The organism is Agrobacterium sp. 22-221-1, from assembly GCF_053522445.1.
Genome location: NZ_JBNWCL010000011.1, coordinates 157,710 through 177,704, shown reverse-complemented (window position 1 = coordinate 177,704; position 19,995 = coordinate 157,710). Strand labels below are relative to the sequence as shown.

Here is a 19,995-nt window from a genome sequence, read left to right as displayed (position 1 = left end):
ATCGCAACCGTGCGAAAGCTCATCACAATCCTCAACGCAATCGCTCGATCAGACCCGGCATTCGCACAGTAGATCCACGGTTGCTTGTCCCGAGGATCTGCGACCGATTGATTTTACGCGACGTGGATAGATCCTCGGGACAAGCCCGAGGATGACGCCAGATGATAGCTCTTTCATCCGATTATCCCTTTGTGCGTCGGGCAACTTTCAGGCGCTTGCCTTATCCGAACCCCCAAAGCTTTCCTTCGCCCACCTCGACCGAATTACCAGCCGGATCGCGGATATAGACGGAATAGCTGTCATTCGGCCAGCGGTGATAGTGTTCGATTGGAATTGCGAGCGCTTCGAAGTGGGCCTTCCAGCCGTCCACCTCCGACTTGTCCTTGACGTAAAAGCAGAAATGACCTTGCCCCACCGCGCCGTGGCGGGGGATCGGGTTGTCGGGGTCGGCCCGGCGGGATTGCTCGGGGTCGAAAATCAGCAGCATCTGCTGCCCGCATCGGAAGAAGATGAATTGCCCCGGCAGCCTGCGCACCACTTCCAGCCCGAAGACATCCCGGTAAAAGGTTTCGGCGGCGTCGAGATCGTCGGTGTAGAGCGCGGTTTCCATAATGGCGGCTGGCGGTCGCATGGTTCCTCCCGGCGGTTCAGGGGTTTCCGGCGGCGGATCGCGGAAACTTATTTGCCTGTTGTGTAGGTCAGCACCGTCAGGTCGTATTTGCCGACGCCACGTTCCAGAACGGTCCAGCCGCAGTTGACATAATAGGCTTCGAGACCCCGCTGGCAGCAGAGATAGCTGGTCTCGTGGCCAAGTTCGGCCGCCCTTTGCGTCGCGGCCTGCATCAAGGCTCGCGCCACGCCCGAGCGCCGACGGTCTTCTTCCACCCACAGGGCCGCGACCCAGGGCAGATATTGCGGACGCTCTTCCAGATCGCAATGGATGAGGAAGGCGGAGCCGACATAATCGTCGCCGTCATGGGCGACGAAGCCGGTGGGCAGCGCATGGGGGTTGGTCATGTCCTCCAGGTGCTCGGCGACGTCGCCCACCTGAAGGCCGCTATCCTGCCACCATGCCGTCCAGACCCTTTCGGCGATGACGGGGCCATGCGATTGGCAGTCGCGATAGTCGGAAATGCTGTACAAGGCCGTCTCCCGGCCGGCTTTCCTCCCGCAGGCTGAAGCCGGATCATGCTTTCAAATCGATGCGGGGATTAAACCGGGTGGGACGGGGTTTCGCAACCGCCAAGTTGTCGCGCCGGTTCAGGGTTTCGTTGCCGTCACATGCAGCCATGCGGTCGGGAGCTGGTCGTAACCGCTGCCCTGCCGCGCCTCGATCTCCACCGCCGCCCAGTCAAACTGTCCGTAAGCGTCTTCCAGCCAGGGCTTCGAAGGGTAATTGTAATAACGGCCGAACATGTCGCGGCCTTCCGCTTCTCCTGCCTTGAAGCTGGCATAAAAAACGCCGCCCCGTTTCAGCGCGGTGTGGATGCGGCCGATAATGCCCGGCAGGGCAGGGCGAGGCACATGCAGCAGGCAGGCATTGGCCCAGACGCCGTCATATCGCTCACTCTCATCGATATTCTCGAACAGCAATGTCCGGACGGGAATGCCGAGCCGGGTTTGCGCCGCCTTGGCGATTTCAGGCGTTCCGTCGGTGGGTTGGACATCGTAACCGGCGGCCAGCATGAATTCGCTGTCCTGCCCGCCGCCGCATCCCAGTTCGAGAATGCTTGCACCCTCTTGCAGCCGGGCCAGGAATGTTTCCAGATGCGGGCGATCCGCCGCCTGTCCGCGCGAGGTATAGGCCGCGGCGTTACCCGTATAAAAGCCGATTGTATCGTCGTCCCTGCCGGCCATCGTCTCAGCTTTGCGACTGGCTCTGGCCCTGCGATTGCTGCACGGTGACCGACACATTCAGGGTCTCACCGGCGGGGCCGATGCGCATGCCCGATATCGGCGCGCAATCGCGGTAGCAGAGGCCCGATGCGATGCGGACATAGCGGTCGTCGGGGCAGATATTGTTGGCGGCGTCGAAGCCCACCCAGCCCAGCCCCTGAAGATGCACTTCGGCCCAGGCATGGGTGGCCGTCTGTTCCTCCACCTCTTCCATCATCAGATAACCGGAAACGTAACGGGCCGGCAGGCCCATCAGCCGGGCGGCGGAAATCAGGATATGGGCGTGGTCCTGGCAGACGCCCTTGCCCGCTTCCAGCGCCGTTTCCGCCGTGGTTTCGATATCGGTCGCGCCCGGCACATACTCCACCTTGCGGTGAATATTTTCCATCAGGTCATGCAGGCGGGCCAGCTCGCTGTCGCCGGCGCTCACCTTCACCAGTTCGCGCACGAGCTTTCCCGGTTTGGTGCGCGGCGTCTCGCGCAGGAAAAGCCACAGCGGCGCGTTGCCGATGTGGTAACCGAACACGCCGGCCTTGTCCTCGGTGTTCACCGTGCCGCTCGCCACCACCTTCACCCGCTGCTGCGGGCCTTCCGTTTCCACCAGCGCAACGCGGTTGCCGAAATGGTCGTCATAGGTCACTTCGACGGTGGCGCCATCGACCGAGACATCCCAGTTCTCCACCGTCTGGCCCGGGCCGGTCTGCGGCGTCAGGCGCAACCGCTGCAACGCATAGGGCATCGGCTCGTCATAGACATATTCCGTCGTATGGGTGATTTTCAGACGCATAAGCTGTCCCCGTCCACGCGCTTATTGATAGAAGCGGTAGCCTTCCGTGATTTCCTGTCCCAATTGTCCGTTGCGGTTGACAAATCTCTCCAGAAATTCGTGCAAGCCTTCATCCATCACCCGGCTGATGGTGGTCGCGCGCAGGCTGTCGCGAATGCTCTCGGCCGTGTCGTGCGCCTTGTGCCTCTCGCCGTAATCCTCGGCGATGTAATTGAGGTTGCTGGCGATCTTTTCATAACAATAGGCCAGCGAGCGCGGCATGCGGCCATTGAGAATGAGAAAGTCGGCAATGTTGGAGGGCTTGTATTCCGCATCGTAGACCCAGCCATAAGAGCGGTGGGCCGAGACCGAACGCAGGATGGATTCCCACTGCGCATTGTCGAGTGAGGAGCCGACATGGGCCACCGCCGGCAGCAGCACGTAATATTTGACGTCCAAAATGCGGGCGGTATTGTCGGCACGCTCGATGAAGGTGCCGATGCGGGAGAAATTATAGAGATCGTTGCGCAGCATTGAACCGTGGAAGGCGCCGCGCACCAGACCGGCGCGATGTTTGATGACATCGATGGTCTGCGGCAGTTCGGCATGGTTGAGCTTGCGACCGAGAATGTTCTTCAGCTCGATCCAGAATTCGTTGGTGGCTTCCCATGTTTCGCGCGTCAGCGCCGTGCGCACCATGCGGGCATTGTTGCGGCCCGCCTCGATGCACGACATGACGCTGGAAGGGTTCGCCTTGTCCCGCAGGAGGTAATCGATGGCATTGGCCGCCGTTACCTTCTCGCGCGTTTCGAGAAAGGCTTCATGAACGCCCGCGCTTTGCAATACGCCGTCCCAGTCCTCATCGCCGCTGCCGCTGCGCGTCAATGAAACGCGCAGGCCCGCATCGATCAGCCGGGCGATGTTTTCAGCGCGCTCGATATACCGGAACATCCAGTAGAGCCCGTTTGCCGTTCTGCCCAGCATGGCTTAATCCTCCAGTACCCAGGTATCCTTGGTGCCGCCGCCCTGGCTGGAATTGACCACCAGCGAGCCCTGCTTGAGGGCAACGCGGGTCAGTCCGCCGGGAATGATCTTCACCTTGTCCGAGACGAGCACATAGGGGCGCAGATCGACATGGCGCGGCGCGATGCCGTTCTTCACCATGATCGGCACAGTGGACAGCGACAGCGTCGGCTGCGCAATGTAATTGGCGGGACGGGCTTTGAGCTTTTCCGCAAACAGCGTCCGCTCACGTTTCGTCGCCGTGGGGCCGACCAGCATGCCGTAACCGCCCGACCCATGGACTTCCTTGACGACGAGGTCGGCGAGGTTGTCCAGCACGTATTTCAGGCTGTCCGGCTCCGAACAGCGCCAGGTCGGCACGTTTTCGAGAAGCGGCTTGCGGCCGGTATAGAACTCGACGATCTCGGGCATGTAGGAATAGATCGCCTTGTCGTCGGAAATGCCGGTGCCCGGGGCATTGGCGATGGTGATGTTGCCGGCGCGGTAGACATCCATGATGCCGGGCACGCCGAGCGCCGAATCCGGCCGGAAGGTCAGCGGATCGAGGAAGTCGTCATCGACGCGACGGTAAAGCACGTCGATGGCCTCATAACCGCGGGTGGTGCGCATCTTGACCTTGCCGTCCATGACGCGCAGGTCGGAGCCTTCCACAAGCTCCACGCCCATCATGTCGGCGAGGAAGGAATGTTCGTAATAGGCGGAATTGTAGATGCCGGGCGTCAGCACCGCGACTCGCGGCTTGCCGGAACAGCCGGGCGGTGCGAGCGAGGCGAGCGACTGGCGCAGCAGATAGGGGTAATCCTCCACCCGCCGCACCCGGTTCTCGTGGAAGAGTTCCGGGAACATCTGCATCATCGTCTCGCGGTTTTCCAGCATGTAGCTGACACCGGAGGGCGTGCGGGCATTGTCTTCCAGAACGTAGAACTGGTCTTCGCCGGTGCGGACGATATCCGTGCCGACAATGTGGGTGTAGACGCCGCCGGGCGGGGTGAAACCGATCATTTCCGGCAGGAAGGCTTCGTTCTTCTCGATGATTTCGCGGGGGATGCGGCCGGCGCGGATGATTTCCTGCTTATGGTAGATATCGTCGAGGAAAGCATTGAGGGCGAGGACGCGCTGTTCGATGCCCTGGGCCAGTTTGCGCCACTCCCGTCCGGAGATGATGCGCGGGATGATATCGAAGGGGATCAGTTTTTCTGAACTGTCGGCATGGCCGTAGACTGCGAAAGTAATACCGGTTTTTCGAAAGATGTTTTCCGCGTCTTTTGATTTCTGGATCAGGTGTGCCCTGTCCTGTCGGCTGTACCACTCGTTATAGTTTTCATATGGGCTTCGCGGCGTGTCGTCCGCATTTATCATTTCGTCAAATGCCAACTTCGATGTCCCCTTTTTTGCCATATGAATACAACGCCAAATGCAATGCAAGAACTATGCGGAGCTCCTTGCGAAGATTTTTCACCACTCTAGAGTTTTAAAAAAGAAGCGTTTTTTCGGTTTCAGCCTATAAATGCGGCATTGGCAAATTGGTTGCGCGGGGATGAGGCGCGTATTGGGGTGGCGGTGCTGTGTGCGCCGTGGGCGAATGCATAAATTTTAGTCGGTCGCTTTCGGTTGATGAATATCGGGCGTCGCATCAGAAAATCTGAAAGATGCGATCACGAAAACGCCTTTGACCTTTCGTCGGGATGCGGATACCGCCTTGCTGAATGCCCGGTTCGATCTTTCGCCGGTTTGCGTGAAGCCGCAGAAATATCAATTCGCCGCCTTTCCCGCACCGTGTCCGGTTACGGGCATCGTGCGGCACAGGGGATGTTCCCATGTCGCTCGACCGTCTGGCTCCGGCCATCTTCGTCTTTCTCTGGTCGACCGGCTGGGTCACCGCCAAATATGCGGTCTATTATACCGGACCGCTGACCTTTCTCTGTCTGCGCTATCTGCTGGCGGGGGCGTTGCTGTGGGCGATCTGCCGCTTTTCCTCCATCCAGTGGCCTGAGCGGCGTGCCGATCTCTTCCGGGCGATCCTGTCCGGCGTTTTCCTGCACGGTCTTTATCTCGGCATGATCTGGTGGGCGATAGGGCAGGGTGTGCCGGCGGCGATCGGCGGCATCATCGCCGGTCTACAGCCGCTGATGACGGCGGTGGCCGCCCGCTACATGATCGGCGAAAGGATCTCGCCCTTACAGCGCGCCGGCCTGCTCATCGGCTTTGCCGGCATCGCCATTGCCGTGCTGCCGAAGGTCATGGCCACCGGTGCTGTCGGCCTGTCGGTGCCGCTTTACGCCGTGGCGGTGAATGTGCTGGGCATGACTTCGGTTACCTATGGCACGCTCTACCAGAAGAAATATGTCCATGGCGGAAACATCATGGCGGTGGCCACGCTGCAATATGTTGGTGCGCTGCTGGTCACCGTGCCCTTCGCGCTTCTGCTGGAGGATGGGCATGTGGATTGGAGCCTCGGCCTTGCCGCCACGCTCGCCTGGTCGGTGGGTGCGATCTCCATCGGCGCCGTGGCGTTGCTTCTTTATTTGATCCGGCGCGGGCAAGTCTCGCGGGCCGCCTCGCTGATCTATCTCGTGCCGCCGCTTGCGGCGGTGGAAGCAGCACTGCTTTTCGGCGAAACGCTGACACCCGCCATGATTGCCGGCACCGTTCTGGCGGTGACGGGGGGTTATCTCGCCAATCGCAGACCTGCCGCAGCGGTTGTCGCACGTTAGAGCGTTTTTCGAGTAGCGAAAGCGCTCTAACTCTTTGTTTTGCTGCATTTCCGGACGGAAAACCGGGCTCCACTTTTCCTGGAAATGCTCTAATTACCACAACCTCATATTAGGGGTTTGTTAACCATAAAATTATACCTCTCGTTAATCCAAAGATTTGGCGGGGGTTACATGTCTATTTCACGTCGTGGTGTTCTGTTCGGATTGCCGCTGTTTCTGGCCGGCTGCGCGAATACCGGCATCGGCCAGCAGAGGCTGAATTATGCGGCAAAGCCGGAGGAGAAATTCCCGCTTCCCGCCATGCATCTCGACAAGGTCAAGCCGGAACTGCGCCGGCAGGAAGTCACCTACGATACCAGGCACCCGGCCGGAACGGTTGTGGTGGATACGCCGGCGCGGCGGCTTTATTACGTTATGGGCGATGGTCGCGCCATGCGTTACGGCGTCGGCGTCGGCCGGCAGGGTCTTGCGCTGAAGGGCGATGCCTATATCGGCCGCAAGGCGGAATGGCCGTCCTGGACGCCGACCGCGAACATGATGCGCCGCGATCCGCGCAATCTGAAATTCGCCGGCGGCATGGCGGGCGGCCCGAACAATCCGCTCGGCGCACGCGCGCTCTATCTCTATCGCGGCGGTAACGACACAATGTTCCGTCTGCACGGCACCAACCAGCCGCAATCCATCGGCCACGCCATGTCGAGCGGCTGCATCCGCATGCTGAACCACGACATCATCGATCTTTACAGCCGCGTGCCGGTCGGTTCGAAGGTCGTCGTCTTGCAGGCGTGAGGAAGAGGCGGATTTTTCCGCCTTTGCCACGCCAGAAAATGCCTGTATCCTTGAGTTGATTTTTTCGGCAGACGGTCAATTTTATGCTTGAAAATCAACCATGTGTAGAATGCCTCCCTTTCTGTATTTAAGGGAGTTCTGCTATATCGGAAACGTGATTTCCGGTGTTCGAGACGTGTATCCATAAAGGGTTAAATGCACTGTATCGAGCGCGGCACCACTTCAACGGGGACACATGAACATGGCAACTTTCGACTCTCTCTCCCGCTATCGCCCGCAGGCACTCGGGGCGCTGCGCATCATGACGGCACTGCTTTTCATGGCGCATGGAACGCAGAAGCTGTTCGGCTTTCCGGCATCGCAGATGGAAGGCTCGCTGCCGACCCTGATGCTTGTAGCCGCACTGCTGGAATTCGTCGGCGGCATTCTCGTGCTGATCGGCCTGTTCACGCGACCCGTCGCCTTCATCCTGTCCGGCCAGATGGCGGTCGCCTATTTCATGGCGCATGCGCCGAGCAATTTCTTCCCGGCCCTGAACGGTGGCGACGCCGCCATCCTGTTCTGCTTCATCTTCCTCTATCTGTTTGTTGCCGGTCCGGGCGCCTTCTCGGTGGATGAGCGCCGGGCCTGATTGCCCGACCCGTCATCGATCTCTTTTGCAGAAGCTCCGCATGGTCACGCCGTGCGGAGCTTTTTTTTAGAGAATGATTGAAACTTCGGCCGTGGCCGAAGCATAGATGCTTGTTTTCGGGTTAAGAACGGATCATCCTGAACGCAGTTGGAAAATCGATCCGTGACCTCCCAGAACCCCATCGCCCGCGAATTGCTGTTTCTTGCCCTGTTGTCCACGCTGTGGGCCGCATCCTATACCTTCATCAAGATCGGGGTGGAGACGATACCGCCGATCACCTTCATCGCATCGAGAACGCTGATCGCCGGTCTGCTGCTCTTTGCGGTGATCCGGCTGCGCGGGCTGCGCCTGCCCACGGATTTGGCGACGTGGCGGCTGTTCTTCATTCAGGCCTGCATCAACAGCGTTCTGCCCTTCACGCTGATCGCCTGGGCGGAACAGAGCATCGATGCCGGTCTTGCCGTCATTCTCAATGCAACGACGCCGATCTTCACCTTTCTTCTCACCGCACTCGTTATCCGGCACGAGCCGGTCAGCGGGCGCAAGCTGTTTGGCACCATTGCCGGCATGACGGGTGTGTGCCTCATCATCGGCGTCGGAGCGCTGAGCGGCGCGGGCGAGGCGATATGGAGCCAGCTCGCCGTGCTGACGGCGGCTTTTTCCTATGCTTGTGCGGCCATTTTCAGTAAAAATTTCAAGGGGCTCGACCCGATCATGCCGGCCGCCGGCTCGCTTATCTGCGGCGCTGTTTTCCTGTTGCCCGTGAGCCTGATCGTCGACCGGCCCTGGACATTGTCGCCTTCGGCGGCGTCACTGACGGCGCTCCTGTGCCTCAGCGTCTTTTCGACCGCGCTCGCCTTCATGATCTATTTCCGGCTGATGCAGACGCTGGGCTCCGTCGGCACCACCTCGCAGGCCTATCTCAGGGTGCCGGTCGGCGTCGCCATCGGCATGGCGTTTCTGGGGGAAATGCCGACACCTGCCATGTGGGTGGGGCTCGTCTGCGTTATTGCCGGCGTGCTGGCCATGACCCTGCCGTCACGGCGTCGTCCGGTCGCACAGGGCGGGTGAAGGCAAAGAAAAGCCCGCTACCGGGCGGCCTCTGCATGCACTCCCTCATTCCTGTGCTTGTCACAGGAATCCAGTCGACGCGCGTCTGCACGACGGGAAGAGTCCTTTCAGCCCAAGGACTTGGGCTGGCTGGATCCCTGTGACAAGCACAGGGATGAGGAGGAAGCGTCGTGGCAATCTCCTACAGACACCAGGTTGAGACCGGACTTCTCCGCCTTACAAACGAAAAAGCCGGGCGAAAGCCCGGCTTAACGATTGACGTCTCTTAGCGGTTACGGCCGCGATGGCCGTTGCCGGAAGCGCGCTTTTCCTGGCCGTTGCCGCCGGCAGGGGCGTGCCGGTTGGCGCCGCTGCCGCCGGGCTTGCGGGCCGGACGGCGGTGCTTGCGCGGGCCGGCCGGGCGGCCTGCGTCGCCTTCAGCCTGCTTGACGCGCTTGAAGTCGGAGGTGACTTCCAGATCGTTGTCCGCGTCGCGCGGAGCATGGTGGCGCGACGGGCGGGATTCGCCGTTGTGACGGCCGCCTTCGCGGGGACCGCGCTGATGGCCGCCATTGTTGTTGCGGCCGCCGCGGTTGTTGTTGGGGCGCGTCGGGCTGGCAAGACCGGCCGGGCGTTCGCCGGAGGCGACCGGAATATCGATCTTCATCAGCTTTTCGATGTCGTGCAGCAGGCGGGTTTCGTCCGGTGCGCAAAACGCAATGGCGATGCCGTCGCGACCGGCACGGGCGGTACGGCCGATGCGGTGGACATAGGCGTCGGGCACTTCCGGCAGGTCGTAGTTGAAGACGTGGGTGACGGCCGGAATGTCGATGCCGCGGGCAGCGACGTCGGTTGCCACCAGCACCTTGATCTCGCCATCCTTGAAGCCCTTGAGAGCGCGCTCGCGCTGGCCCTGGCTCTTGTTGCCGTGGATGGAGGCGACCTTGAAGCCGATATGTTCGAGATGCTTGTAAAGCTTCTCGGCGCCGTGCTTGGTGCGCAGGAACACGATGGCGCGGCCATCCGGGTTTTCGTTGAGCGACTTCTTCAGAAGCTCGGTCTTGTCGTTCTTGCCGGCGACGAAGTGAACATATTGCTCCACCTTGTCGGCTGCCTTGCCGGGCGGGGTCACTTCCACCTTGAGCGGATCGGTCAGGTAGCTGTGGGCCAGATCGGCGATCGCCTTCGGCATGGTGGCCGAGAAGAGCAGCGTCTGGCGCTTGGCCGGCACCATCTTCGAAATCTTGCGCAGATCGTGGATGAAGCCGAGGTCGAGCATCTGGTCCGCTTCATCGAGCACCAGATAGGTGACCTTGGAGAGCGAGATGGCGTTGCGGGCGATGAGGTCCAGCAGGCGGCCGGGGGTCGCCACCAGAATGTCCGTGCCCTTTTCGAGCTGGAGCTGCTGCTTGTTGATCGACGCACCGCCAACCACCTGGTTGATGCGCAGCGGCGTCTTCTTCACGAAGGAGCGCAGGTTTTCGCCGATCTGGTTCACCAGCTCGCGCGTGGGGGCGAGGATGAGGGTGCGGCAGGTGCGGTTTGCCGGGCGGTCCGCCTGCTTCATCAGCATTTCGATGATGGGCAGGCCGAAAGCGGCGGTCTTGCCGGTGCCGGTCTGTGCGAGGCCGATCAGGTCACGGCCTTCGAGCAGCAGCGGAATGGCCTTTGCTTGAATGGGAGTAGGGGTCGTATAGCCAAGCTGGGTAACGCTGGCCACGATCTTTTCGGAGAGGCCGAGTTCGCTAAAACTGGTCAATATAATGCCTTTCGGGGCGCCAAAAACCAATCGTCCGGAACAGGGCTGCTGTCCGGCGGTTTCGGCGTCAAGAACCCCGCGTGAATTGGGAACTTGTGGGTTGGAATAACTTTCTGCGCATCAGTGCGGCACATGCCGTCTTCTGTATTCTCTGCGCTTTTCCTTCATGCGGGCCAGATTCCTTTTTAAGGATGTCTTCCGGTCATACGCTGCAGCTCACGCGGCTGCCGAAGGTGAAAGCTTGAGGGCCATGTGGGCGTTTTGTGCGTCAAAGTCAAGCGATAGTTTTGTAACGCCGCCGCCGGAGGGCGCATGGCAGCCATGCGTACCGGTAGCCGGCGATTGCCGGGACGGCGCGGGCGCCAGCGAAGAATTATGGTTAAAAAAGGGTAACGGCACCCTCGGATACATAGCAAAGATCGATTTTCTCACATAACGTTTTTTATGATGGCGTCCGGAAATATTTGATTCGACAGGAATGGACTGCAAGGTGTGGAGTATCGATTGACCGAAGGCTGCGGGTTGCTGGAAAAGGCTTGCAGGGCCGTGGCCGCCCTGGACCTGCCCGCGTGCATCAAGGACAGCGAACTTCGCTATATCGCGGTCAATTCCGCCTATGCCCGGATCATGGGGCGTCCGTCCGGGGCATTCAAAGGACACACCAGCCTTTCCCTTTCCGCCGATATTCGCGATGCCGAGCGTGAGGACAGGGAGCGCCGTTCGCTGGTCTTCGCCACGGATGAGATGATTGCCTGCCATGGTGGGGGCGCGTCCGGGCCATACACGCTTCGCTGCGAACGTTTCACCGGTGACGACGGCAATCTGTTCCTGTTCGAAGCGTTCGAGGACATGCCGTCCGCCACCGTGGAGGTTTTTCCGCAAGCCGACAGCGCTTCGGAGCTGCTGTTCGGCAGCGGCGTGATCGATCTCGTCGATGCGGGTATCGTGATCTATGACCGCGAAAACCGGCTGGTCTACTGCAATACTCGCTTCAGGGAATTCTACAGCGCGCTCGGTGTCGACCTGAAGGCCGGCGTTCCGCTCGAGACGCTGATGAGGGCGATTTATTTTTCGAGCGGTTACCGCGATGCGAAGGACGGCGATCCGGCGTTCGAAGGGTGGATGCAGGAGCAGCTACGGGATTTTTCACTGCCCTATCTCGAAAGGGTGGAGCAGTTTGCCGATGGCCGCTGGGTGCGCATGGTCAACAAGCGGCTGGAAAACGGCATGCTGGTGGGGCTGCGGGTGGATGTCACCGAGTTCAAGGCGCATGAGACGCTTCTGAGCACGCAGATCCGCGAGACCTGGCTTCTGCGCGCCGCGCTTGAGCAATTGCCGGTCGGCGTGTTCCTGAGAGATCAGGACAGACGGCTGACCTTTGCCAATGCGGCCTATGAGAAATTTCTGGGCGGCAGCCTCGCCGACCATATCGGCAAGACCGAATGCGAGATGTTTCCGGAGGAAGGCCCGCAGTTCCAGCGAGAAAACGAGCATATTCTGCAAACCGGTGAAGCCATTGAAAAGACCGGAAGCGTTCCGCTTTCGGATGGCGGGGCCATTCCCGTCATCACAAGGCTCGGCCGGGTCGCGACGCCGGACGACGACTATTATCTGGTGGGCTCGGTCACCGATGCCAGCCTGCTGCAGGACCGGGAAAAGGCGCTGATCGCCGCGCAGGCCGAGGCTGAGGCGCTGCACCGCCAGCTCGAAGCGGTTCTTCATGCCCTGCCGGTGGGCGTGCTGCTGCTCAGCGCCGATCTCATCATCGAATATGTCAATCCGTTCTTTTATGAGGTCTGGGGCGAGATCGGCGGCGAGAAGTCGCTTGTCGGCAAAAGTTATCGCGAATTCATGGAGATGAATTTCGACAGCGGCCTTTATGACTATGGCGACAGGCCTTTCGATGAGGTCTATGGCGAGCGGGTGCAGCGGCTTCTGAAGGAGGAGGTCTTTGCGCCCCGCGAGGTGCGCAGCAAAAGCGGCAAGGTCACGGTCATTTCGAAAACCCGGCTCGAAGGCGGGAAAATCCTCAGCACCTATGCCGATGTTACCGATGTGCGCATGCGCGATGTTGAGATCAGCAAGGCGAAGGCCGAACTGGAGCGGGTCGGCGAATATATGCAGGGCGCTACCCGCGCCATGGCGCAGGGGCTGGTGCTGGTCGAGCAGGGCACCATCATCATGTCCAACGAGGCGATGGCGCGCATGTTCGACGTGCCGCCGCATCTTCTGGAAAAGGGTTGCAACTGGTCGGGTTTCTTCGCCCATTGCGCCGGGCGCGGCGATTTCGGCACGGCCGGGGAGGCTGCCGAGACGCTGCGCGCCTGGAGGGAGAATATCGCCGCCAACCGGCCGTTTTCCTGGCTCATCCATGTCGCCGGCAAAAGCTGGCTCAATCTGGAGGCTACCAACAGTTCCGGCAATTACTGGCTCATCATCGTCACCGATGTGACCGAGATGAAGCTGCGTGAAGAGGAATTGCAGCGGCTGCTTTCACGCGCGGAAGCGGCGGACCGGGCCAAATCGGAATTCCTGGCCAATATGAGCCATGAAATCCGCACGCCGATGAACGGCGTTCTCGGCATGGCGGAGCTTCTGGCCAAGTCCAATCTCGATACGCGCCAGAAGACCTTCACCGATATCATCGTCAAATCCGGCAATGCGCTTCTGACGATCATCAACGACATTCTCGATTTCTCGAAGATCGAGGCCGGGCAGATGAGGCTGCGCAGCGTGCCCTTCGATCCGGCGGAGGCGGTCGAGGATGTGGTGTCGCTGCTGTCCTCGGCGGCGCTTGAAAAGGACATAGAGCTGATCGTCCGGATCGATGCCTCTGTCTTCGGCAAGGTCATCGGCGATGCCGGGCGCTTTCGGCAGATCGTCACCAATATCGTTGGAAACGCCGTCAAGTTCACCGAAATGGGGCATGTGCTGGTCCAGCTTTCGGCACGTTCGGCGGAAGCCTCCGAGGCCATCCTGTCGCTGCGCGTCGAAGACAGCGGCATCGGCATTCCGGCCGACAAGCTTGAAACCATCTTCGACAAGTTCAGCCAGGTCGACGGCTCCGCCACGCGCCGGCACGAGGGAACGGGGCTGGGGCTGGCGATTACGGTCGGTCTCGTCGGCCTGTTCGACGGCGCGATCAAGGTCGTCAGCGATGTCGGCAGGGGATCGACCTTCGAGGTCAATATTCCCTTTCAGGTGACCGAGAGACAGCGCGACCTCCCGCTTCTTTCCGTGGCGATCGACGATATCCGCGTGCTCGTCATCGACGATAACGACGTCAATCGCCGCATCCTGACGGAGCAGTTGCGCAGTTGGGGCATAGACGGCCACGCGGTGGAAGACGGGCCTTCCGGCATCGCCGTGCTTGAGGAGGCGGCGTCGCTCGGTTTTTCCATCGACGCCATCGTTCTCGATTATCATATGCCTGTCATGAACGGGCTGGATGTGGTGGAGCGGATCCGGGCGGATGCGCGCTTTGACGACATTGCCATTGTTTTCCTGACCTCCATGGATGTCGTCGGCGACGAGACGCTGTTCACCGATCTCAATGTGCAGGCGCATCTGATGAAGCCGGCGCGGGCGCGCCTCCTGCGTTCCACCCTGTTCGATGTGGTGCGGGATGTGCGGCTGAAACGTGCCCGGCAAGCGCCGGTCCCGCGTGAAACAGGTCGCGGTGACGGCGCCGTCCGGCCGGAAAAAGGCTCCGCCGAAAGAAAGCAGCGCGATGCCGTATCGACGGCGGTGCCGGCGCGGCATCGGCCGAGCCTTGTCGATGTGCTGGTGGCCGAGGACAATGACGTCAATCAGATTGTCTTCACCCAGATATTGCAGCAGGCGGGTCTGCGCTTTCTGATCGTCGGCAATGGCAAGAAAGCCGTGCAGGCATGGCAGGAGAACAATCCCGCCATCATCCTGATGGATGTCTCGATGCCGGTCATGAACGGACATCAGGCGACGCAGGCCATCCGCGCCGCGGAACAGACCGCCGCCGACGGCCGGCATGTGCCGATCATCGGCGTTACCGCCCATACGCAGGAGGCGGATCGGGAACTATGCCTTGAGGCAGGCATGGATGATTATCTGTCGAAGCCCATCAGCCCGGAAACGCTCGAAGACAAGATCGCGCAATGGCTGGGCGAAAACATGCCGCGCCGCGACGTGCCGGGCGTGTGACTATCCGCAGCGACTGCGGGTCTCCGAATTGCTTCAGCCGGAGCGCTATTTCCATGACGCATTTTCAGACGCAAAACCGCTTCACAGTTTTGCTGAAAATGCTTTGGTCCCGCAGAGCATTTCCCGCTTTCCGGCAAAACCTTTCCGGCGCTCCAGCTGAAAACCGGCGGCGATGAGGTTGCGGCGAACGAAGCCGGCGGCGGCATAGGTGGCGAATGTGCCGCCCGGCGCCGTCTTTGCGAAAAGCGTCTGCATGATTTCCAGCGACCACATGTCAGGATTGCGCGCGGGTGCGAAGCCATCGAGAAACCAGGCGTCGAAACTTTCCTCGCTTGCGGAAATGCCGGCGAGCGCTTCGCCGCAAACCACCGTCAGGCGCGTTTCGTCATCGAGCTGGATTTCGACCCGCCCTTTCGGCTCGGCGGGCCAGAGGGCGGTGAGCGCCTTGCGTTCGGCATCCACTTCCGGCCAGCGGGAAAGCGCCCGGTCGATTTCCTCCGCCTTCATCGGGTAGAGTTCGAAGGAGATGAAATGCAGACTGGAGCGGCTGTTGCGCATCTCTTTCCACTGGCGCCATGTCTCGCAGAGGTTAAGCCCGGTGCCGAAGCCCAGTTCGCCGATGCGAAAGGCGCCCTCCCGTCCGAGCCAACGCTCTGGCAGGCCGTTTCCGGAGAGGAACACATGGCCGCATTCCAGCCGGCCATCCGTCTGGCAATAAAAATGGTCGTCAAAGGCCAGTGAATAGGGCATATCCCCGTCACGCCAGTCGAGCGCGGCGGGGGCTTCCCCAGCCGGTGAACCGGCCGCTGCGCCGGTCTCTGTGATATTTTCGTTGGAATGTTTCATGGCTAAAGCCGATAATCCCGCTTTCGAACAGGGTCAATCTCCAAGATTGCCGGCCTCCGTGCCGCTTCTCATCGTCGGCGGCGGCATCATGGGGCTGTGGGCCGCCGTCAAGGCGGAACGGCTCGGCATCGAGACGTTGCTGGTGGAGGCGGATCGCCCCGGCGGCGGCGCCAGCGGCGGGCTGCTGGGCGCGTTGATGCCGCATATGCCGGACCGCTGGTCGGACAAGAAGCAGTTCCAGTTCGATGCCCTCGTTGCGCTGGAAAAAGAGATTGCCGGGCTGGAGGCGGAGACCGGGCTTTCCGCCGGCTATCGCCGTTCCGGCCGTATCATTCCATTGCCGAAGCCGCATCTGCGCGCCATTGCCGAACGGCACGAACGGGATGCGCTGGAGAACTGGGTGTCGGGCGAGCGCCGGTTCCATTGGCATGTCGGCGACAGGCCTTCGGTCGCTGGCTGGGTGGATGATGCGGTGGGTGAGGCGGGTTTCGTGTTCGATACGCTGGCGGCGCGGGTCTCGCCACGTGCGATGATCGCCCTTCTTTCGGCTTTTCTCGGCAAGGCGCGGCATGTGCGGCTGGCGGAAGGTTGCCGCGTTCTTTCGCTCGACGCGGATGCCGGGCGGGCGGTGCTGTCGTCGGGCGACGCGGTTTCTTTCGGCCATGTCATCGTCGCCAGTGGCCATGGTTCCTTCCCCCTGATCCGCGATGCCCTCGGCCTGGAGGCCGGTGTGACGCTGGGGCAGGCGGTGAAGGGGCAGGCAGCACTTCTCGACGCGACGGCCGACCCGGCGATGCCGGTCGTGTTCCTGAACGGTCTTTATATCGTGCCGCATGAGGATGGCACGGTCGCGATCGGCAGTACCAGCGAAGATTGTTTTTCCGATCCCTTCAGTACCGATGAAAAGCTCGAAAAACTGCTTGCGGATGCGTCTGCCGTTGTTCCCTCGCTTGCCGGCGCGCCGGTGCTGGAACGCTGGGCCGGGCTGCGCCCGAAGGCGGTGGGGAGGGACCCGATGGTGGGCACGATCCCCGGCCATCCGAAGCTCGTTGCGCTGACCGGCGGCTTCAAGGTCAGCTTCGGGCTTGCGTATTTTCTTGCCGATGCGGCGTTGCAGACCGTGCGCGGTCACACGCCTGTCATCCCCTCGGGCTTTCACCTTCAACAACACGTGAGTATTGCCGTCGCGGACTTTAGAAAGTTCTGATCAGGCCGCCCACGTCGTTAATCTGTCACGCAAATCACTTATCTGCTGGCCTGCAACGAGGCCGGTTTGTCCGCTTTTGCGGCGAGGTGACAGCGCATGCGATACGCCATTCATTTCACGCCTTCCCCCAATGACCCCCTGACGCAGGCGGCTGCCGCGTGGTTGGGGCGCGATGCCTATTCCGGTCAGGCGGTGGAGCCGCCGGGCATGATCGATCTCGGCATGCAGGAGATTTCCTACCATACGGCGCTGCCGCGCCGTTACGGTTTCCATGGCACGATCAAGGCTCCCTTCCGTCTTGCGGAGGGCCATTCAGAGGCCGCGCTTCTGCGCGACCTGATGTATTTTTCCGGCAGGCAGGAGCCCTTCACGCTGCCGCAACTGGTGGTGGCAAGGCAGGAGAATGTCTTCAGCCTCGTTCCCGAGCGCCCCTGCGAAGTGCTGCATTTCTTTGCCGCCCGGGTGGTGCAGGAATTCGACCGTTACCGGGCGCCGCTCTCCGACGCGGAAATCGAGCGCGCGGATCCGGACCGGCTTTCGGCCTCGCAGCTCACCAATCTGCATCGCTGGGGCAGCCCGCACGTGATGGACGAGTTCCGGTTCCAGATGTCGCTGACGGGCGGTGTGGAAGCTTCCAGCAGCCAGAGGATAGAGCGGGCCGTGCGCAAGGTTTTCGAGCCGCTGCTCACCCGGTCCCTGCAGTTTTCCAGCCTTGCGCTTTTCATCGAGGATGAGCCGGGCGCGCCTTTCCGGGTACACTCGCTTCACCCCATGGGCCGCGTTTCCGCCCGAAAGATCGCCTGAAGAGCGCGTCGGAGTAATCGTATACAAAAAAGCATCGGAATGTCGGCAAGATTGATCTCGACATTCCGGATGCGGATGCTACCGTTCGGATATCGCATATCTGAAGCGTGTGTTGCGCCCCTTCCGGGTCATCGCGCTTCGGAGGTCTGTTTTATGTCTCCCGAAATCGGTTTCCGCCTTGGGAGAGATGTTCTGGGTGGCTGCATGATTTCCGAAAATTACTCCCGCAATCTGGTGGGCTATGGCCGCAATGTTCCCGATCCGAAATGGCCGGGCGGCGCGCGCATCGCCGTGCAATTCGTCATCAATTACGAGGAGGGTGGTGAGAGCTGCATTCTCGACAATGACAAGGCGTCGGAATCGCTGCTGTCGGAAATCGTCGGCGCCCAGCCCTGGCCCGGCCAGCGCAACCTGAACATGGAATCGATCTATGAATATGGTTCGCGCGCCGGTTTCTGGCGGCTGTGGCGCATGTTCACCGGTCTTGGCGTCACCACCACCGTTTACGGCGTGACCGCCGCCATGGCCCGCAACCCGGAAGCCGTTGCGGCGATGAAGGAAGCGGGCTGGGAAATCGCCAGCCACGGTTATCGCTGGCTGGAGTACAAGGATTTTTCCGAAGAGGAAGAGCGCAAGCATATAGTCGAAGCCGTGCGTCTGCATACGGAGGTTACCGGCGAGCGTCCTTACGGCATGTATCAGGGCAAGCCTTCGGACAATACGCTGCGCCTTGTCATGGAAGAGGGCGGTTTCCTCTATTCGTCGGATTCCTATGCGGACGATCTGCCCTATTGGGTGAAGGGTGCGAAGGATGAGCCTTTCCTGATCATTCCCTATACGCTCGAAACCAACGATATGCGTTTCGCCACGCCGCAGGGCTTCAATTCCGGCGACCAGTTCTTCACCTATCTGAAGGACGCTTTCGATGTGCTTTATCAGGAAGGTGTCGAGGGTGCGCCCAAGATGATGAGCGTCGGCCTGCATTGCCGCCTTGTCGGCCGTCCCGGCCGCGCCGCAGCCCTTCGCCGTTTCATCGAATATGTGCTCGGCCATGAGAAAGTGTGGATCCCGCAGCGCATCGAGATTGCCCGTCACTGGCATGAACATCACAAGCCGGAGGTGCTTTGATGGTGACGCGTGAGGACTTTGTCACCCGTTTCGGCGGCGTGTTCGAACATTCGCCTTTCATCGCCGAGCGAGCCTATGATGCTGGTGGAGCCGGCCTTGAGCTGACGGCGAAGGCGGTTCACGCCGCGCTTAGCGCGCAGTTTCGCGCCGCTTCCGAGGCGGAAAGGCTCGGCGTATTGCGGGCGCATCCCGATCTTGCCGGCAAGCTGGCGATTGCGGGCGAGTTGACGGCCGACAGCCGCAACGAACAGGCCGGTGCGGGGCTGGACCGCCTTACCCCGGAAGAGCACGCCCGTTTTACCGCGTTGAACAGCGCCTATACCGAAAAATTCGGCTTTCCTTTCATCATCGCGGTCAAGGGGCTGAACAGGCACGATATTCTTTCCGCCTTCGAGACGCGCATCGGTAACGGTGCAGCCGAAGAATTTGAGACGGCGACGGCGCAGGTGGAAAAGATCGCCTGGCTTCGCCTTTCCTCGATGCTGCCGGAAGGCTGAATTGGCGAGCGGTGGCCGTTCTGCTAGAATCGCGCCGTCTGGAGATGAAGATCATGAGACCTTCCGAGGTGCTGGAAAAGAACAGGGAAGCGATCCGCGAAGCGACGAAACGCTTCAACGCGGCAAACCCGCGCGTGTTCGGCTCCGTCGCCCGCGGCGAGGACCGGCCGGACAGCGATCTCGACATCCTGGTGGATGCGCTGCCGGGCACGACATTGTTCGATCTCGGCGGTTTGCTGGAGGAATTGAAGGCGCTGCTTGGTGTCGAGGTCGACGTCGTCACCTCAGGCGGCCTGCATTCGGATATACGGGCGCGCGTTCTGAAGGAAGCCAAAGCGGTATGAGTACGGATCGGCTTCTGCTCTATCTGAAGGAGATGGATGTTGCCGCCTCCAGAATACAGGATTTCATTCAGGATATGGATGAGGCCGCTTTTTCTTCCGACACGCGGACGCAGATGGCGGTCATGATGGGTCTTGCCCTGATTGGCGAGGCGGTCGCCAAGCTGGACAAGCACTACCCCGCATTTTTACAGCAGCACCTGGAAATCCCCTGGATCAAGATGAAGGGTATGCGCAATCTGATCGTGCATGATTATTTCCGGGCGGAGCTCTCGGTCGTCTGGAAAACGATAACGCAGAGCATTCCTGATCTGCAGGCGCGTCTCTCCCTCCTCCGAAACTGGCATGCCCAAGGTGAATGACAT

19 protein-coding genes are annotated in these 19,995 nt (G+C 60.8%); 11 read left to right on the top strand and 8 right to left on the bottom strand.

Annotated elements, in window-relative coordinates:
- Positions 1-220: 220 nt before the first annotated feature.
- From ACQZ5N_RS17795 to ACQZ5N_RS17770, 6 genes are all read right to left on the bottom strand, one after another.
- Complete coding sequence (locus ACQZ5N_RS17795) at positions 221-631, bottom strand: VOC family protein (protein WP_448733659.1); 411 nt, start codon at positions 629-631, stop codon at positions 221-223.
- A gap of 47 nt (positions 632-678) precedes the next feature.
- Positions 679-1,143 (bottom strand): GNAT family N-acetyltransferase, encoded by a 465-nt coding sequence (locus tag ACQZ5N_RS17790; RefSeq protein ID WP_448733658.1) that lies wholly within the window; start codon positions 1,141-1,143, stop codon positions 679-681.
- Positions 1,144-1,260: 117 nt separating this feature from the next.
- Positions 1,261-1,857: a class I SAM-dependent methyltransferase gene (locus tag ACQZ5N_RS17785; RefSeq protein WP_448733657.1), complete on the bottom strand. Its 597-nt coding sequence runs from the start codon at positions 1,855-1,857 to the stop codon at positions 1,261-1,263.
- 4 nt (positions 1,858-1,861) lie between these two features.
- Positions 1,862-2,683, bottom strand: a complete 822-nt coding sequence (locus tag ACQZ5N_RS17780) for a transglutaminase family protein (RefSeq protein WP_003520534.1) — start codon at positions 2,681-2,683, stop codon at positions 1,862-1,864.
- Between the two features lie 21 nt (positions 2,684-2,704).
- On the bottom strand, positions 2,705-3,646 hold the full coding sequence (locus ACQZ5N_RS17775) for an alpha-E domain-containing protein (RefSeq protein ID WP_020810909.1): 942 nt from the start codon (positions 3,644-3,646) through the stop codon (positions 2,705-2,707).
- 3 nt (positions 3,647-3,649) lie between these two features.
- On the bottom strand, positions 3,650-5,059 hold the full coding sequence (locus tag ACQZ5N_RS17770) for a circularly permuted type 2 ATP-grasp protein (protein WP_448733656.1): 1,410 nt from the start codon (positions 5,057-5,059) through the stop codon (positions 3,650-3,652).
- 443 nt (positions 5,060-5,502) lie between these two features.
- Between ACQZ5N_RS17770 and ACQZ5N_RS17765 the strand changes: the two genes are divergently transcribed.
- The 4 genes from ACQZ5N_RS17765 to ACQZ5N_RS17750 all read left to right on the top strand — a co-directional run bounded on the left by ACQZ5N_RS17765 (position 5,503) and on the right by ACQZ5N_RS17750 (position 8,890).
- Positions 5,503-6,399, top strand: a complete 897-nt coding sequence (locus tag ACQZ5N_RS17765; RefSeq protein ID WP_448733655.1) for a DMT family transporter — start codon at positions 5,503-5,505, stop codon at positions 6,397-6,399.
- 171 nt (positions 6,400-6,570) lie between these two features.
- Entirely contained in the window at positions 6,571-7,188 is a 618-nt protein-coding gene (locus ACQZ5N_RS17760) for a L,D-transpeptidase (protein ID WP_003520529.1), read from the top strand.
- Positions 7,189-7,429: 241 nt separating this feature from the next.
- A complete protein-coding gene (locus ACQZ5N_RS17755; RefSeq protein ID WP_031234117.1) occupies positions 7,430-7,819 on the top strand; it encodes a DoxX family protein in 390 nt (129 codons plus the stop codon).
- Positions 7,820-7,981: 162 nt separating this feature from the next.
- Positions 7,982-8,890 (top strand): DMT family transporter, encoded by a 909-nt coding sequence (locus ACQZ5N_RS17750; protein ID WP_448733654.1) that lies wholly within the window; start codon positions 7,982-7,984, stop codon positions 8,888-8,890.
- 265 nt (positions 8,891-9,155) lie between these two features.
- Here ACQZ5N_RS17750 and ACQZ5N_RS17745 read toward each other — a convergent pair whose 3' ends face one another.
- Positions 9,156-10,628, bottom strand: a complete 1,473-nt coding sequence (locus tag ACQZ5N_RS17745) for a DEAD/DEAH box helicase (protein WP_035261393.1) — start codon at positions 10,626-10,628, stop codon at positions 9,156-9,158.
- 504 nt (positions 10,629-11,132) lie between these two features.
- Between ACQZ5N_RS17745 and ACQZ5N_RS17740 the strand changes: the two genes are divergently transcribed.
- The gene (locus ACQZ5N_RS17740) at positions 11,133-14,807 is read left to right on the top strand and encodes a response regulator (protein ID WP_448733653.1); all 3,675 of its coding nucleotides are present in this window, start codon (positions 11,133-11,135) and stop codon (positions 14,805-14,807) included.
- A gap of 81 nt (positions 14,808-14,888) precedes the next feature.
- Here the strand turns inward: ACQZ5N_RS17740 and mnmD are convergent, their stop codons facing one another.
- Positions 14,889-15,653: a tRNA (5-methylaminomethyl-2-thiouridine)(34)-methyltransferase MnmD gene (gene mnmD / locus ACQZ5N_RS17735; RefSeq protein ID WP_448733652.1), complete on the bottom strand. Its 765-nt coding sequence runs from the start codon at positions 15,651-15,653 to the stop codon at positions 14,889-14,891.
- On the opposite strand from mnmD, the gene ACQZ5N_RS17730 reads away from it, so the two are divergent.
- From ACQZ5N_RS17730 to ACQZ5N_RS17705, 6 genes are all read left to right on the top strand, one after another.
- The gene (locus tag ACQZ5N_RS17730) at positions 15,652-16,860 is read left to right on the top strand and encodes an NAD(P)/FAD-dependent oxidoreductase (RefSeq protein ID WP_448733651.1); all 1,209 of its coding nucleotides are present in this window, start codon (positions 15,652-15,654) and stop codon (positions 16,858-16,860) included. The genes mnmD and ACQZ5N_RS17730 overlap by 2 nt on opposite strands.
- Positions 16,861-16,956: 96 nt before the next feature.
- Entirely contained in the window at positions 16,957-17,664 is a 708-nt protein-coding gene (locus tag ACQZ5N_RS17725) for a DUF1045 domain-containing protein (protein ID WP_003524263.1), read from the top strand.
- A 204-nt stretch (positions 17,665-17,868) separates the two neighbouring features.
- On the top strand, positions 17,869-18,792 hold the full coding sequence (gene puuE, locus ACQZ5N_RS17720; protein ID WP_003524262.1) for an allantoinase PuuE: 924 nt from the start codon (positions 17,869-17,871) through the stop codon (positions 18,790-18,792).
- Positions 18,792-19,289 carry a 2-oxo-4-hydroxy-4-carboxy-5-ureidoimidazoline decarboxylase gene (gene uraD / locus ACQZ5N_RS17715; RefSeq protein WP_448733650.1) on the top strand — a complete coding sequence of 166 codons (498 nt, stop codon included), beginning with the start codon at positions 18,792-18,794 and terminating at the stop codon, positions 19,287-19,289. The genes puuE and uraD overlap by 1 nt, the downstream gene beginning before the upstream one ends.
- A gap of 53 nt (positions 19,290-19,342) precedes the next feature.
- Positions 19,343-19,633 carry a nucleotidyltransferase family protein gene (locus ACQZ5N_RS17710; protein WP_035220685.1) on the top strand — a complete coding sequence of 97 codons (291 nt, stop codon included), beginning with the start codon at positions 19,343-19,345 and terminating at the stop codon, positions 19,631-19,633.
- The gene (locus ACQZ5N_RS17705; protein WP_448733649.1) at positions 19,630-19,992 is read left to right on the top strand and encodes a HepT-like ribonuclease domain-containing protein; all 363 of its coding nucleotides are present in this window, start codon (positions 19,630-19,632) and stop codon (positions 19,990-19,992) included. The genes ACQZ5N_RS17710 and ACQZ5N_RS17705 overlap by 4 nt, the downstream gene beginning before the upstream one ends.
- Positions 19,993-19,995 lie beyond the last annotated feature (3 nt).

Excerpts from the sequence above, each read along its gene's own strand:
- ACQZ5N_RS17795 (WP_448733659.1), bottom strand. The coding sequence starts at position 631 with ATGCGACCGCCAGCCGCCATTATGGAAACCGCGCTCTACACCGACGAT.
- ACQZ5N_RS17785 (WP_448733657.1), bottom strand. The coding sequence starts at position 1,857 with ATGGCCGGCAGGGACGACGATACAATCGGCTTTTATACGGGTAACGCC.
- ACQZ5N_RS17780 (WP_003520534.1), bottom strand. The coding sequence starts at position 2,683 with ATGCGTCTGAAAATCACCCATACGACGGAATATGTCTATGACGAGCCG.
- ACQZ5N_RS17775 (WP_020810909.1), bottom strand. The coding sequence starts at position 3,646 with ATGCTGGGCAGAACGGCAAACGGGCTCTACTGGATGTTCCGGTATATC.
- ACQZ5N_RS17765 (WP_448733655.1), top strand. The coding sequence starts at position 5,503 with ATGTCGCTCGACCGTCTGGCTCCGGCCATCTTCGTCTTTCTCTGGTCG.
- ACQZ5N_RS17760 (WP_003520529.1), top strand. The coding sequence starts at position 6,571 with ATGTCTATTTCACGTCGTGGTGTTCTGTTCGGATTGCCGCTGTTTCTG.
- ACQZ5N_RS17755 (WP_031234117.1), top strand. The coding sequence starts at position 7,430 with ATGGCAACTTTCGACTCTCTCTCCCGCTATCGCCCGCAGGCACTCGGG.
- ACQZ5N_RS17730 (WP_448733651.1), top strand. The coding sequence starts at position 15,652 with ATGGCTAAAGCCGATAATCCCGCTTTCGAACAGGGTCAATCTCCAAGA.
- mnmD (WP_448733652.1), bottom strand. The coding sequence starts at position 15,653 with ATGAAACATTCCAACGAAAATATCACAGAGACCGGCGCAGCGGCCGGT.
- ACQZ5N_RS17725 (WP_003524263.1), top strand. The coding sequence starts at position 16,957 with ATGCGATACGCCATTCATTTCACGCCTTCCCCCAATGACCCCCTGACG.
- puuE (WP_003524262.1), top strand. The coding sequence starts at position 17,869 with ATGATTTCCGAAAATTACTCCCGCAATCTGGTGGGCTATGGCCGCAAT.
- uraD (WP_448733650.1), top strand. The coding sequence starts at position 18,792 with ATGGTGACGCGTGAGGACTTTGTCACCCGTTTCGGCGGCGTGTTCGAA.
- ACQZ5N_RS17710 (WP_035220685.1), top strand. The coding sequence starts at position 19,343 with ATGAGACCTTCCGAGGTGCTGGAAAAGAACAGGGAAGCGATCCGCGAA.
- ACQZ5N_RS17705 (WP_448733649.1), top strand. The coding sequence starts at position 19,630 with ATGAGTACGGATCGGCTTCTGCTCTATCTGAAGGAGATGGATGTTGCC.